This is a genomic window from Psychrobacter sp. DAB_AL43B (assembly GCF_900168255.1).
GTDB lineage: Bacteria > Pseudomonadota > Gammaproteobacteria > Pseudomonadales > Moraxellaceae > Psychrobacter.
The window spans coordinates 2,379,251-2,396,034 of sequence record NZ_LT799838.1 but is presented as its reverse complement, the minus strand read 5'-3'; the positions used below and the strand labels follow the sequence as shown (position 1 = coordinate 2,396,034).

Annotated in this window: 5 protein-coding genes; all 5 read right to left on the bottom strand. The window is 41.2% G+C overall.

Annotated features, from left to right (window positions below):
- Positions 1 to 10: 10 nt before the first annotated feature.
- The 5 genes from DABAL43B_RS10140 to DABAL43B_RS10120 all read right to left on the bottom strand — a co-directional run bounded on the left by DABAL43B_RS10140 (position 11) and on the right by DABAL43B_RS10120 (position 16,668).
- Positions 11 to 8,218: a hemagglutinin repeat-containing protein gene (locus DABAL43B_RS10140; RefSeq protein WP_079692260.1), complete on the bottom strand. Its 8,208-nt coding sequence runs from the start codon at positions 8,216 to 8,218 to the stop codon at positions 11 to 13.
- Positions 8,219 to 8,298: 80 nt separating this feature from the next.
- Complete coding sequence (locus DABAL43B_RS10135; protein WP_079692259.1) at positions 8,299 to 10,110, bottom strand: ShlB/FhaC/HecB family hemolysin secretion/activation protein; 1,812 nt, start codon at positions 10,108 to 10,110, stop codon at positions 8,299 to 8,301.
- Positions 10,111 to 10,591: 481 nt separating this feature from the next.
- The gene (locus DABAL43B_RS10130; protein WP_079692258.1) at positions 10,592 to 11,176 is read right to left on the bottom strand and encodes a hypothetical protein; all 585 of its coding nucleotides are present in this window, start codon (positions 11,174 to 11,176) and stop codon (positions 10,592 to 10,594) included.
- A gap of 15 nt (positions 11,177 to 11,191) precedes the next feature.
- A complete protein-coding gene (locus DABAL43B_RS10125; RefSeq protein ID WP_079692257.1) occupies positions 11,192 to 14,263 on the bottom strand; it encodes a tyrosine-type recombinase/integrase in 3,072 nt (1,023 codons plus the stop codon).
- A complete protein-coding gene (locus DABAL43B_RS10120) occupies positions 14,260 to 16,668 on the bottom strand; it encodes a hypothetical protein (protein ID WP_079692256.1) in 2,409 nt (802 codons plus the stop codon). Before DABAL43B_RS10120 ends, DABAL43B_RS10125 begins: the two co-directional genes overlap by 4 nt.
- Positions 16,669 to 16,784: the final 116 nt, after the last annotated feature.

The following is a 16,784-nucleotide window of genomic DNA, read 5'->3' as shown; positions in this document are numbered from 1 at the left end:
AGCCTCTACTTTATTTACCATTTTTTAATGAATTTTGACCAGTATGGGGTATTTTTTTATTTGAATGAATTTCGTTAGGTACTAACTGCATACTGCTAGGAGAAGATTGTGGGTTATGATGCCAAGTATAGCCTTCTACCTTTGCTTTACCTAACTGTATATCATTCAGCTGATTATTATTAAACTTACTTTTAGCTATTGGATCATTCTTGATAGCTTCCCACATATCTTTTGATGCTTGACCCATTTGTCCAGTATAAGATTTACTCTCATCAATTTTAGTAGTGAAAGATACAACGTCATCAAATATTGCTAAACCACGTTGATCATAGGGAATCATCTTTGTTGAACCATCTTTCAATTCAATTGCAACTGCTTTATTACCATTCATGTCAGTAACTACATCACCTCTATTCGAACTAGCTTGATGTGGTTTTCTAGGTATGGTGGTTGATGTTACATTATTCTGACCATATACTGCTTCTAAATCTGCTCTAACTTCTTTTGGATCGTATATACCTTGATAGTTGCGATCGTCGCTAATCACATTATCAATTTTATCAGGTTTAGTAACACCTGTAGATCCTCTTTGGCTATTAGATATAGAACCAGTATATGGCTTACTCCCTTTAACTAAGTCATCTACAGAGGTTGTACCTTTTTTAGCCGCGTCTCTAGCCTTGTTCAAGGCTGATCTTTTGACAATATATTGCGTTGCAACCTTACCCGCACCTTTTACAACAATAACAACTTCTCCAGCACCTATTACTAATCCTGCAACTTCAACTACTGTCACTAGATTGTCAAAGGTCTCTTGATTCTGTTGCTGTTGATAAGCTGGCAAAGCACCAGAAAGAACAGAGCCGTTATTATTCAATGTTGCTTCATTCTGAGCATCCAGCTCTCGTTGAGTCATGACTGGTGCTTGATTGCCACGAGGTTTGGGTTTACTAGTAGTAGGTCCTGCTGTTTTTCCTTTATAAGGTTGAACCACACCGCCAGTCCAGCTATAACCATAACTCTTTGTCTGATTTTGAATTAAGTTAACTAGATTGGTATCAGGTTTCTTAATATTTGAAAAATTCTGAGTGAAGGTTGTCGTCTTACTAGTAGAAGCTGTATTTTTCCATAGTCTTGATTCAAAATCAGCACCTACGCCATTGTCATACATGACTTTATCAATAGCAGCACCCTTGGCGTTATTGCCAACTCTAATGGTTACATCATCGTTATATTTCTCATTATATTTCGTACTGTTCGCCCATCGTAAGGCATCTTCTATTTCTTGCAGAGTATAAGATTTACCATCTGCTCTTTTCCACCCTTGTTTTTTAGCTTTTTCAAACAGTACTTTAGCTAACTCTTTTTCTTGTGGATGCAGCTGTCTATTGTTCGCATCCACATTAGTAGCGGTCACTGTACTCGACGTATCAAGTCCAGCGGCACTGCCAACACCTAGTAAAGTTAAACTAATCACACCACTTGCGGCACCTTTGGCTACATCTTCACTCATTCCTGTATCAATGAGTGCTTTAGCTAGTTTAGCTTGCACATCATTGAGCGTTGGCGCAGCTGCTGCAACACCACCTGTGGTTAATGCACCCTCGACACTACCTGTACCTAATGCACCAAGCGCCGTATGAGCAGCGACACGATAGATTCCGCCTTCATCCCATTTGGCAATAGCTGCATTTTTCTCTGCATTGCTGAGAGTCGTGTCAGCTATAATCGCTTTGATACGATTATTGGCAAAGTCTCCAACGGCCTTCGGCGCTTCCTTGCCGAACTCTTTAGTAATCTGCGTCTGCGCCCCCAGCTCCTCAGTGACACGATTGGCATCAAACACACTCTCAAGCTTACCAGCAAGTGCTTCGCGGTTGTCCGTCGTGAATATGCCTTGCTCGTCGTTATAGCCACTGACGCCGCCTTTGGTAATACTACTGTTGCTATCGCCGTCACTGCCATAGCCGAGACCATTCATCGTCGCTTGTGGTTTATCTTTGATTTTACCAACACTGAGGCCAACAGAGATCACATCACCTTCATAGCTTGTGGTGTTTATGATGTCGGTTGAGGTGACGCCTTGCTTGAAGACAATGTTACTTTTGCCATTAGCTTGTGCTTCCTCTGAGGTCAGGAACACGGCTCCTGTAAAGGTGCCTTTGCCTTCAACGACTAGATCGGCTTCATTGGCAAAGAGGCCTGTTTGCTGGGCTACCATCTTAGAGTCGGCAGTGATGTTGGTCTTAGCGCCATTGGCTGAGAGACTTGAGCCTTTGCCGTTACCCATGATGTCAACATCAAGGTTAAAGCCTGCGCTCTTTTGATTGCTGTCATAGGTATAAGTATCCTGTGGTGATTCCATGTTAACGTTACCACGGATAAGACCTTGGACTTTGTTGGTGTTAAAGACGACGCCTTTACCGTTGACGTCGTTAGCAATGTCAAAGGTGGTGATGCCACCGATGTTGACTTGAGTGTTGGCATAGGTCACTGAGTCGCTATTGGCATAGCCTTTACCTCGACTAGCACTAGCTGTGATGCCACCACTACCTGAGGTATCGGCATAACCGCCAATCGCGGTACTTGAGCTTTTATTAGTGCTACGGGTATTACTGTTCTGTGCTACGCCACTGACGTTGAAGTTATTGTCCGCTTGGAATAGGGCATTATTGGTGACGTTTAGATTACTACCGTTAATATTGATATTACTATCAGTACCTGCGCCGGTTGCGATAAGCGCTAGGTTATTAGTGTTAATATTTGAGCCTTGGTTAACCTCGTTATAGCTTGAGCTGTTGGATTGACTCTTTTGGCTGCCTACAGTGGCTTGAATGCGGGTGTTGCCAAGGCCTTTAAGGCTTTGTGCATTGACACCGCCAGTAAGTAGTCCTTGTGCGGCTTTGTTAGCTTCTTTAGCAAGGGCTTTGACCTTTAGCGCACCAGCAACACCTGCCATGCCTTTCATGCGTACGTTGTCGGTGTTGCCTCCAGCGTCGATTAAGCTGTCAATGCTTTTGGCACTGTCAACAAGACTGTTAGAGACTGAGACGGTAAGTCCGCTTTGCTTGAACCTGGTTTCGCTTTGATTGGTATAGACGTCTTTGACACTATCGATGTTGATCGTTTTTGCACGGATGACGGTGTTGCCGCGATCCGTAGGGCTGATGTCTTTATCACTATCAGCCCCCATACCTGCAATGATATTGCTGCCAGTCTGCTGATACTTACCACCTGCACTAATAATGACGTTGCCGTCGATGGCACCGACATTGCTTGCGGTGTGGGTTAGTGCAGTGCTGGCATTGCTGTCATCGTTTTGCTGTTTGCCAATGGTAAAGCCCATGCCACCATCGGCACCAAATAATCCTGACTTTTTAGTTTGACTAAAGGTGCTTTCGCTTGAAGTGTTTTGCGCGGCTAGAATGTCGATGTTGCTGCTTGCGGTGAGACTAGTGCCTTTGTCACTGATGGCGTTGGTGCCCGTTAGGCTGATGTCATTACCCGCTTGAATAGCGACTTGATTGCCTTCAATGTTGCTAGCAATGGCGTTATCGCTTTGTGAGTCAAAGCGATCTTGGGTTCTAGTAGTACTAAAGGTACCTTTATCAACCGTTTTGACGGCTGTATTTAGGTTCTGGGTGCTACGACCCTCACTAAAGATAACGTCATTGCCTGCAATGACGCCAACGGTGCCATTATGACTATTTATTTGAGCGGCAGTGCCAGTGACGTCATTACCTGCTTTGATAATAAGGTCGTTGTTACTGTTTAGCTGGCTACCAATGTCTTGAGAGGCGCCTTGTTTGTAGTAGTTGTTAGCATCGCCAATGCTATTGGACTGATAGCTGACATTAACGGCATCAAGAGCAACGTTGCCTTTGGTGTCAATAAAGCTGCTACCGCCAAGGTTATCAAGACGGCCAGCGGCAAAGGTGGTATTACCGCCAACATTGGCGACAAAGGTGGTAAGTGGATTACCATCAGCGTCTACTTGTCCTTTGAGACCATCACCCACATAGATGCTGGCTATCTGATTGATGCCTGTGCGACTGCTTGTACTAGCTGCTTTAACAGCTTCGGTGTTGTAGGTGGTGCTTTGGTTATTCAGGTCGCCACCGACGTTAAGCTGCATGGCGTTGTCCGCTTGCAAGGTACCGCCAAGGTTATTTAAGTCGTTAACCGTGCCGATTTGAACATAGTCGCCTGCAATAACGCCACCGTTTTGATTAGTCAAGTTGCTGGCATTAATCTTAACCTGTTTATGACCGACGATATTGCCTTGGTTGCTCAGATCGCCCGTAAGCTGCATGTCGATGTTATTAGCAGCGATTAGGTTGCCTGTGCCATCTATTTGTCCCGCCGCTTGCCGGGTGTAGATTTTAGGAACTAAGACGCTTTGGGTAGTACCGTCAGCTAAGGTGACATCCTGCTGTACGAGCCAAACGATATCTGTGGTTAGATTAGCGACTTGGCTTGCGGTGAGAGCGATACCGGGACGTAGATTTAAAGTCTGCGCGGCAGTGACACCAGCATCCATGAGTCCTTTATACTGGATGTCTTGATTGTTATAGTCGGCAAGATAGTAGCGACCTGTCAGCACCATGATCTGATCACGAATATACTGTTGCTCGTAATAGCCATCCCCTAAGCGCTTTTGAGTAATACTAGGATCTAGCTGAAGTCGATCCAACATATAGCCAGATGACAGCCAGTTCTTGTAATTAGCAAAGGCAGGATCGGTCTCAATTAGATAGTCGGCATTATTATCAGGGTTAGTCCCGTACAGACCACTGTTAGGTAAGGTTGGCGCAGTGCTGCTACTGCGTATCTCATCGATTGCCCCTTTATCTATCTGCTGTCCATCATTATCAGTAATACCATCGTATGCAATAACGGTTTTGTCTATGTCTTGATTTAGAATAGACATTTGATAGGTATTTATGACCTTACTCTCGTCAGCTACGTTATAAGGTCCGTTTTCATAGGTGTAAGGACGATCGCTAAGAGGATTATCTGGTCTTGTTTTATCTTTAGTAGTATAAGAATAATAGACGCTGTTGACATGCTTAACTGTTTCATTACCACTAGAACCTATGTTTTGAAAGCCAAAACGAGAGGTTTGAGTAGGATCATCTTTTAAGGTTAAGGTAAGACCGTCAACCACTAAGCTATGATCATTGATAGCATTATTTGAATTTATACTAAGATTACCACCTGCTCTGATTAAGCTAGCATCACTGCTAAGCGTTTCATCTTTATACAATTTGGCGTCGTACTCAAACTTCTCATAATCATTATAGTCACCGTCCGCCGTTCTTAACGTCTTCTCCCAATCACCATCCCAACCATGAACATAAATTTCGATATCATCTTTATCATATCTAGTGGTTTGATTTGCAGGAGAGTATTCAACAACTTTGTCGCCACGAACAAAAACGGTCTTTTTTCTAAAGTCCGCATTCACATTGTTAAGCAGATCTGTACTGACACTCATATCACCGACAGACTCGATAGAAGCGCCTTTGTTGGTCACAGTAGTGGCACGGCCCATGGCTTGATGATTCGCATCTAAAGCGCCACCGATATGCAGCTCGCCATTACTCAGCAGACGAGCTTGTCCATTAAAGTCTGTATTAAACTTACCAGCGCGTGCCTGATTGGGATTATTGTTTAGGGTAGTGACGCCGATATCTAGGCGATTGCGGGCCGCGATGACAGGCGCAGGAGTTGAGTTATCAGTATTAGTAATGGCGTCTGGAGTATTATTGAGCGTGTTAGCCGCTATTGCTACCTGATCGCCGTAGATACGACCACCACTATAATTATTGACAGTACTACCAGCATCTAAGTAGGTATTCGAGCCGTTAATTAATCCGCGATTATTGATATCAGTTTTTGCATTGAGTTCAGTTATGCCATTACTAATCAGCTCACCTCCAAGCTTATTGTCAATACTATTGGCGCTAATAGTGAGCGCGTCTTGAGCCGCCAGTTTGCTGCTATTGGTAAAATTGCCTCGGCTAGTTAAGGCAAGAGTAGTGCCTTGAATATTATTGTTACTGCTATTGATAGTGATGTCATCAGTGACACTAATATTAGCACGTTGTACACCGATAATAGTGCCATCGGTATTGCTAAAGCCTTTGGCATTAATAGTTAGATTTTTATCGCTTTGAATACGACCTTTATTATTAGTCAAGTTACCACGGCTATCAAGAGTGATATCCCCTTGACTGCTAAGCTCTCCTTCAGTGTTATCAAACGCTGAGATTTGCGTGGTTATGGTGCCATTAGAGCGTATTGAACCACTGGTATTATCTAGCATGTTTTGTGCGTTAAGCTTAATATTACCGACAGCCTCGATAGTACCTTTATTATTATTAACCTGATCGGCAGAAGTAATAGCGATAGTATTAGTCGCTGTGATTTGACCTTTACTGTTATCGAAGTTTGCCAACTGCCAGTCGATGTTCTCAAGCTGCAAACGGCTACCGTTATTGGTTAGACTGCCGTTATTAGCAATATCTAAGCGACTGACGGCTAAGCTGGATTTGCCTTGGTTAACCACAGTGTCGGTAGCGATGTTAATTTTACCATTACTATAAATACTACCAGTGTTAGTGACATTACTGGCGCTGATATTGCCATCACGGGAGATAACAGGTAGTGGTACAGGATTGGGCTCAGACGGCTGCGTCGTATCGTTATTATCTATACCCACACTGCTGCCATTAGTCGCAGTTGTTGGTGGCTTTTTGGTAGGAATGACTGTAGGCGGAATGCTGGCGTCAGCATATAAATCTTGCCCAATAATGCCGCCTTGTTGATTAACTAAAGCGCTGGTATCAATTGCCAACTGACCACTGCCAGTTTGCAATAATTTACCGCTATTGTTTAGAGCGTTAGCTTTTACATCAAAGCTACCAGTGGCGATCTCACCTGAGTTAGTGATAAGGCCCGTTTGCTGTAAACTTAAAGTATCACGGCTACTAATCACCCCGCTATTATCAAGCGAGCTGCTACTGAGCGTTGCCGCATCTCGACTGCTGGCGATAGTGCCCGAGTTATTGATAGTGTTGCTACCAACATTGACAGCGACTTTACCTTGATTAGCAATCAGGCTCCCTGAGTTAATCAAATTACCATCATTGTCTAACTGCAGACCACCAGAGCTTGCAATGATGCTACCAGCATTGGTCACGCCCATGCCTTTATCGGTACCGATCAGACGGATTTTTCCTGCATACATCGCCCCAAGTGCCGACACATCAAGCGCCACACCGGTTGTAGTGTTGCTAGCATTACTATTCGCTGAACTGATGACAGTGTCTTGAGCATCAGCCTCATAGCTGACTTTATTGCTACCAGTGATGACATCTAAATTCTTAGCGTAGACAGCAGCATTAATCTCAGAAGTCTTTGCTAATATCTGCGTGTAGTCAGAGCCGCTGGTATCTAAACCATCACCGTCTATACGAACCTTACCACCTGTCACATCAAAGCCAGTGAGCTTGCCTTGATCCATCAAAACATTACCGGTGGTCAATGTCGTACGAGAGGCATTAATAAACCCGCAACCGGCACAACTGATACCAGCAGGGTTGGCAATCACCAGCTCAGCTCGTCCGCCTGCAATTTCTGTGTAGCCGCTTAGGCGACTTGGGTCACTTGAGTTGACCTCATTTAGAATAACGCGGGCTTCACCGCGAGCCAGATAAGGATTACCCTCAACCCAACCAGCAAGCTGGGTTTGAGCATTGGTGCGACTGTTATTTAGGATGGCACCATCTTGACCGACATCGAACTTGCTAAAGACGTTGCGCGAGACACCAGCCGCGCTTGGGGCTTGAATATTCACTTGAGTGGTGCCGTTCGAAGACTTCAATATGGTTGCTTGTTGATTGGCAGCAGCGTTACGATCAGCGACAATACTCGTGGCATCAGCATAAGCGCTATTACTGATACTGACGCTGCTAGCAACGATGGTGGCAAGCCCTAGCGCTAGCAATACATGCGAGCGCAGCGCTACAAGCTGACCGCCTTGATAGGTACTATTGGTTTGAGCAGCCGTTTGCGAAGCACCTGCTACTTGGCTGATTTCACTACCGCCATTAGCAGGATTGCCTGTTTTGCCTTGAGAGCGTGCCGCCTCTGACACCACCATGAGCATACCACGGGCTTTATTAAAGATAACTCGGTAGCAACCACTGTTCATAATGATGTCCTTAGGTATAACATTGTTGATGACAAATATTTTTTTGAGCTAAGAAATTTGATAGCGCTTAGAATTAGGCTTTAATACTGCCAACCCAAGCTAAAACCCGTTACCCATTCTTTATCACTAAAATTGTCAGGCTGTGCTAATGGGTAACCGGCAAATAAGTCATAGCTGGTTCTAATCGGCGTCACATAACCTTTAACGCCAACGACTCCGCCAACCAGATGATTACCAAGCAGCAGATCATCTTGCGCAGCATTGTCGAGCTTGACATAACCAGCATCAATACCGGCATAAACGGCATAAACGGCATGCGGCTTATCTCCTAGATAGGCACTCAGCTCTTGTCTTAGTAAAGCACCATGATCGCCACTTAAGCTACGCTCACCATCAAAGCCGCGTACACTATAGCGACCACCAATGCTAAAGCGCTCATTGGGTGTCAATGCCTCTGTCGCATATTGCCCTTTAAACGCTGCATGGTAATTGAGTGCTTTATCAGCAAGCTTAATAGGTTGGTTGACATCAATGTTGGTTTTGATGATACCGGCACGCGCACTGCCTTCATTAAATAAGGCTTCAGGCGGACTGATGGCATTAAAGGCAGCCGTACCACGCTGATAGATCACATCGCCGATCCATTGGGTTTTACCAATGATGGTCTCGTAACCAATACCTGCTTTATACCCTGAGGTTTTGCGACGCTGTACTTCAACTTCAGTATCGTCGATGAAGTTGTTTTGTTGCTTGGCATAACCGCCCGCTTTTAGGTAGGTTTTACTGTGGTTGTCACGGTGAACCAAATGGCTGACTAATGCTTCCGTGTTATAAGACTCACCGCTATAGACATAATCTTGATTGGCACCGGCAACCGTCTGATCATAGTTGTAGCCGCTGTGCGTGAGGGTCAGTTGGGTATTATCAATGGGCAATACATACCCAACGTTATAGCCCCAACTGCCATCATTCTTGTCATTACCGCCATCAAGATCATGGTTATAAGAGAGGTACAACAAATCGTTATGCCAAGTTGGGTTGTCTAGTGAAAGGGTTACGTTACCTTGATAGATACCCGTGCTCTCTTGTCCTGAGTCATCAACAGAGGCAGATAAGCGCCAGCGCTTGTCTTGCTGCCATTTGACTTGGATATCACTGTAACCCGGCGTGCTCATACGGCTACTTGGGGCAATAGAGAAATCGGCATCGGCCGTAGGGACACGCTTAAAGTTCTCAAGCGCTTGTTCTATATCACGAACGTTTAATAAATCACCGGACTGCATTGGCATGGCAGGCGCAAAGTTGGCAGGGTTGCCCCCACTATTGAGGCGGCTATCGACATAAATAGGACGACTGGCTTTGATATCAACCGCCGTTATCTGATCAATACGACCCGGAATGAGGGTGAGGAATAGATTGCCAGATTTTAGATTTTGGTTTTGTACCAAGACGCGAGTAGTCACGTAACCTTCTTCAATAATACGGTTTTGAACGTTGGTGACCAGCTGATTGATGTCATTGACGGATAGACAGCTGCCAAATAAGGAGGACTTACCCATTGTATAAGGGGTCAATGCAAAAGTGAACTTTTCGCTCAGCTCGCCCGTTAGATAGATGTGATTGATATCAAAACAAGGAAGAGAGGCTGGGTCAGTACCCTGAGAAGCAGAAGGTGTGATAGAGGCTGAAGGCGCAGGCTTAAAGACATTGGTATCGATCGTAACATTGGGATTAACGAGCTGTTGCTGCTTTAAGGCTTCACTACGCTGCTCTTGGTATTGCTCAGGCGTGATAGCCTGAGCGGCCATGCTCATCAAAATACTTGCCACACTGATCGATAAAAACCGCCACCCATGTCCTGCGCTATTCTGACCAAAAATACTTGTATACATAAGCCCACCATTTTTATAATGGCAAAATTATGCTATTGATAGCAGCTCATTGCAAGCTTTTTTTGCATTGTCTATTAATACCTACTTCATTGTTTTTAATATACTTTTGAGTACTTACTTTGTATTAAATGGATACTTCTTTATAGGAATAAGCTTATCTATATAAGGCTTGTTCCTATAAAGATTTATGCCGCGGATAAGTATTTAAATTGAGCAGTTTAGATATCAATTGCTATAACGTAGATTTTTGATTTGATTTATATTTGCTAAGCTTCCATAGTTTAATGTCAGGCTTTGAAAGCTCAAGTAACGCCTCGTTTGGCTACACACGCGTGCAAGCGGGATGTAGATAATATCATTATGTTCGAACCATCGGTAAACACCATTCGTGATTAATAATGAATCTACCTTGAAATATAGCCAAACAAGTCTTAAAACTCAACACTAACTAACAATGCTAAGGCTCCAATAATACATAGCTCTAATTACTGCCATTTTTCTTATTAACAGTGGACTTGCACTGCTTGCTTATCGTATCGCGCTCTGTATCTAGCAAGTTTGCAAAATCAATCTGGCGTAAATAGCTTTTGTTGCTATCAAGCAATGCGTTCCAGATGTCACTCTTATACTCTTTGCTAAGCACCCGTAGTTGAGGCTCCATAGCCCCAGGCTTTTTTAAGGATAAAATTGAGATAGATCTAATAAAGTCCATATAGATAAAATCTATAATCTCTTGTTCGAACTCACCCTTGCTACTTTTTTTAGAGTGACTATAACTGTGGAACAACGTATTTTCAGTATTTATGTTATTGATATCAAATATGGGATTAAAGCAGCCTCCTATTATACGATAAGCATTTGTCCCTGATCCTTGGCTAATCATCGATATATTGTTAATTGGCAGTCCTCTATGAGGCAAGGGTCTCAGAGTCATATCGGCTAAAAAATCCTGTTGGTCACCAAACAAATAGGCTTCATTAATAATTTTATATAGATTTTTAGCTAAACTGTGAAAACTAAACTGTGTCTTACTGTTTGGAATTATGGTTTTAGAAGCCAAGTTCATTATGTTATTCCTAAGTCATTGAGGATGATTACTTGGTGTAAGATCACCAATCATAATAAATACATAGTGACAAAATATTTGTAGCGTTCTTACCGTCCATGCACTGATAGGCAGATCAGACTCGGTTCTTTTTTCAATCCTATCATTTTCGGTTTGGCTAACTAGTGATAAATCAACACGTATTTTTTTCTGATATTGTGCACCTACATTCTGAATGCTACTCTGCTGCACGAATTCTAGTTGAGATTTTGGAAAACTTTTAATGTTTGAACGCCATTGTTTTAAGTCGTCGCTATTTGCTTGTTCGTAATTATAAATTTTTAAGCGTATGTCTTTTTTATATACTAGCTTTAGAAGAGTTTTTAGATAATCTCTTAGTATGTCGGAGTCATTAAACCCAATATGGTTTTTATGATATTGAGATTTTTTGAGCGTATATAACACAAACTGATTAACGAAATCTTTGTTATCCACCTTGTACAATTCTCGAAATTTATTAGTCATTCTCTTCATTAAGTCTCTATCTTCAACAAATCTATCTAAAGTCGGCAAGAGCTGATCACTATTTTCGGACATAAATAATCTTGGTTTATTATGGATGGTTTGAAAATCAGCATGATTCCTAAGGAGCTGAGCATTACTAAGCCAACCGTCAAAAACATGCGGTTCTATCTCAAAAATATCTATTAACTCAGTATGCGTATAGTCTCCTTTTTTCGTGTAAGCATTCAGAACTTGGCGTACTTCATCAAACGCATATTTCTTAAGTTTTTTATGCTTTACGCCTACTGGGTCTATAAGCTGGCTTTTGATTTTAGGCCTCATAAGCGGCTTGAGCTTTATTTTCTTAATGAAATAGCCATTCAAAGCAATCGGATCGTTTTTAAGCTCGCTTTTTCTACGTCTAGGCACATCTAGCACGTCACTGTGTTCAGGTTGTAGCATAAAATTTGTGTGATAAAGAAGCAGCCCTAGCTCAATATCTACCAAATGGACGTAAGAAGCGAAAGTAGTACTTGGGCTTGCATGACCCGCTATGCCAGCTAATGCATATGTTTTCTTATACTGTATCGATGTTTCGATATAGTTCAATATTTCACGTGCCTTGTCTTCATCATAGGGCAATAATTTTTTTAGCGCCTGCAAGCTGTCATGTTCATAATCATCAAAACGATAGCTGTTATCATATAAAAAAGACATGAGCTGAAAATTGGTCAGACAGCTGTGCCTTAAATGATGTGTTGTCAAATATGCAAGACCAGTAGTACCTTTAATCAAGTCTGTCAAAATACGTGACATCTCACCTGACAGATAAGGTCTACCAGATTGACTAGCTATGAGAGTGTCTCCTGTTCCTTGACACCGCCTGATTACTACTCTTTTAAGCAGTAACATATCTGAGTCAGTCAATAGCTGATTTAAGAGTACTCGCCGTAGCGCAGAGCTGGTTTTGTTATTTCCATATTTATTATCACGCACTTCTAGATAAGCTGATGACTGGGCGACATCTCTTAGCCTGATTTTAACTATTTCGCCTATTCTAAGCCCGCAGCGTTGAGCTAATATCAATGAAAGCTGTATCGCCTCTGACTCATCCTTAGCTACCTTAAGGTTTTGAGCATTAGTTAGAACAGCTTGAAACATGGTCTCTGATAAATAGCCTGTTTTATGATGCGCTCGAGTTGCAGAAGATAGCGGTGCGATGGGTTCAATATTAAAAATATTAACCATATAACGATGAATGTCGTCAATATGACCAGCTATGGTGTTCTTAGCTTTTTCAGTCTTACCAAGTTCAATCAATTCATTATAAATACACTCAAAGTCCTCAGTAGAACAGTCATAAAAATCCACACTTTCAGTTACAACTAACCAGCGATAAGTGATCATATTACTATAGGTCTGAATGCTACTGACTTGACAGTTATCAGTTTTAGACAAAAGCCATCCTACAATAGCCAGTTCATTCAAGGGGGCGCTATCAGACAGCAAACCTTGGTAAAGTTGCTCTAAGTCTGCTGTAAACGTAGTTTTTGAGACTTTTTGATCTTTTTTTCTTTTAAATAATTTTGCGATTTCTATAGCTATGGAGTGATTAGGTTTTTTGATTTTGGTCACGCTAACGTTTAATGTATGGGGCTTTAAGTCATAATGCATGTCAGCGTGATGACTGATGTTATAAATAATAGATTGCCAATTATCTCTTGGTAGACTGTATGTATGCTCCTCACCAATAATCAGATACCATGTGTGCTCAGGAATATCTATACCAAGGTAGTCCTCCAACACATATATTGACCCACTCAAAAAATTGCTCAACCTCATATCCAATGGAGTCGGACTATTCGATAGCCGCATTCGTAGACTGGTATATAAGTCCTTGACTTCAGCACCAGTCGTTTTTTGATCAAATTTTGGTTGCTGATGGTATAAGTCGATTAATCGTGCGGTTAATGGTGATAAAAATACTCGAGCTTGATGTACCGCTTTTGAGTCTATAATGGTATTCGTATGATACGTCGTATCGTCAACTATGATACTGATTGAAGGCAAACCAAAAATAGTTTCTATATTTAATGAACCATCAATAACGCTATTTAAAATGGTCTGTAATACTGGTGCTTTTAGTACTGCGCTATGAAAAATCATTGACAACATCAGATCTTCTAATACAAGTTGTTTTTTATTAGTTAGATCATCCATCCAGTTAATATAAAATCTAAGTATTTTTTGTCCGTCTATAAACCATGACTCAGTACGAAAACTCTTTGGTCGATCAGAGACCACAATATATTTTGGAAAGCCTACATTGATGTCATGATCTTCAATATAATCTTGGCAATAACGGATGGCTTCGTTATATCCGTGGACATAGCTGCGATAGTTACGAAAACTTTTATGTTTTTTTAATTCATTGTCAAACTTCTCCCACATAATATTAAAAACTTCTTGCTGATCTTCTGATTGTGTAATCAAATCAAAATCAACGTGCTTTTTAACCAAACGTTGCGCTTGTTTACGGCTTTTTTCTAAATTTACACTTCTATTTTTCTCTCTCTTTTCAATACCAGATGCACGCTGATTCACTTTCTTCTCTCCAGTGTCATCGTCTTAAAACCAATATTCTTAAGCACTTGATCCAAGTACACCGAAAATCGTCTCAATTCGCTACGTTTAAGGCCACTATATCGATTATAGAAATCAAAACCAAGAGCGTCAGCATGTCCCATCCATGCGCCAATCAAATCGTGACTAAATACTTCATGCGTTGAATGCTCATTTGTAGAATATAGACCTACTTCAATGGGTTGGAACGAACGGATAAAATGACGATGCCAATTCATAGGTAGATTGATATGCTTAGACAGTCGTTCATGAAGATAGTTTTTGTTGAGAGAGACTTCGGTAATCCTATCGGTTTCCTTGTCAAAATTAAGATAGACGATTAATCCAATATTACTTTTAAGGATACTTTGGTAAATATGACCAAGCGGATTATCTAGTCTGGATAGAATACTAGCGTTCTTCTGCAAAAAGTGAACATACTTTTTAATCTGCTCATTTGCCGTATCTGGTAGATAAATAAACCGTCCTTGCGTATCTTGATGGTTTTCTTTATCACTGATAAAAAATTTCTTAGTAAGGGTATCAATATGATCGAGCCTACCAAATGGTTCACTAACGGGACGATAACCACTAGATATTGATAGCATAATATATAAATAGTCAGTAAACGTATTGTGCATCTCAACCATTGATTCGAAATCATCAAGATGCCTATCATCAATCTGCGTTTGTAATCTATCACGCAGTGTAGATACCACATCCTTTAAACGTATTTCACTGATAGCTAAAGCACTGCCCGTTTGTTTTTCCCAATACCCAGTTAATTTATCTTCTAGCAATGTAAAAAACTGACATGCATATCTACCACAAGAAAGATCCTCGTCAAGCATATTAGTTAAGTGTTCAATAAAATCATACTGGCAACTATATAAATCGTATTGACTGACATTAAAATACGGAAGCGCTGATTGATGATTGATGGGCTGTTCCGTTAGCACGTCTATCAAAGCAGTATCACGTCCTTTCTGAGTTAAAAAGTGGGAAATATAGTTTTTAACCTTGTTTATCGTCAGCCTGGTTCTATGCTCTTTATTAATATTTTTAAGCTGATTACTTGCTTGCTGTATAACCTGTTCAAAAACTTTTGAACTTATATCGTTTGCAATGCAGTAATGCAACCTTCCTACAATTTCAGGAAAAAAAAGCGTCAGATTGTCTCTGTTATCAGCACACAGACTAGCATCCCAGCTCTCTTGAATGACGCTTCGGGTCGGTGTGAACTCTAAAGAATACTTATAAGACTGATAGCTTAATTTAAGGTTTTCAGAGATGAATATATTAGGCAGCCCTGACAATAAAAGCATTAGCAAATAGAGCTCTGCTTGATGATTGATATCAAACTCAATGTTTATATTATCTTGATCATATATATCGTTTAACTTTTCTAACCTCAATTTTAGTAACGTAGGCATTAAGCTATTAACTAAGACCTTGATGTCATCTGGATGTGCATTGTTCACATCGGTCGTTTGACTCATAGTCCGTTGATGGCGACTATTTATTTGCTGCTCTGCTCGTACTCTATCCAAATAATAATTAGTAGGCTGTGTAATGGACACCTGCGCAAATGACTGCTCTTCATCATCTTGACGTTCTTCTACTTCAAAAGCGCTATTATCGTTAACCACTTCTGTAACTAAAACTAAATCACTAATCGTGTTCCCTGTGGTGTCATCTATAGATTCAGAACCATCAACAAGCTTCTCAGCCTGTTTGACGTTACGTGTAATACCAGATTCATTCTTAAAGCAGTTTTCAATCGGTAAAATAAACTCATAAATGTAGCTTGATAGTTTTTTATTTACATCATTTTGTTGCGTTGATTGAATTCTACCTTCTTCAAGTGTCTGCCATAATTGTTGTAATCCCTGAGTTTGTAGAATATTTGGCAAAAAAGGTACTAAAAAGCTTCTAACTTTGGTTGTCAGATAACGGCATTCGTTTAAGGTTGTCCTAATACGGCTCTCATAGTCTGTTAACTTAACCATTTTTAGGCAAAGTAGAAAGTAAACTGAGCGATATGTATTGATTTTAAGGCAAGAAGCACGGCTTGCTAGAAACGCAATAACATAGCGTTCACTAACTTCTTGTAAAAATGATTTGTCTTGAATCCCATTATTGTAAATAGGACTATTTTTAGGATCTATTAAGTCTGAGTTGGAACGTTGTTTTTTAATCCACGCAGATAAATATTGATGCTCGTCTCTAAGCTCTATTTTGTAATGAGAAGGGGTGGTATCTAATAAGAAAGTAAGCTCAATAAGCAGGCTTTCGATCTCATGATTATGACCCAGTTCTAAAATATGTGAATTTAGCCATTTTTCAATATGATTGCTCTGTTTTAAGCGATTATCTTCATTAGCCATTATTCTGCCACCGTTACAAGCCATTCAAATAACTGTAGCTCCATTTATACAAAGCATCCAGCGATAAAACAAAAAAAAGACACCTGTTCGGATGTCTTTTTGTTAAATATAGCGTT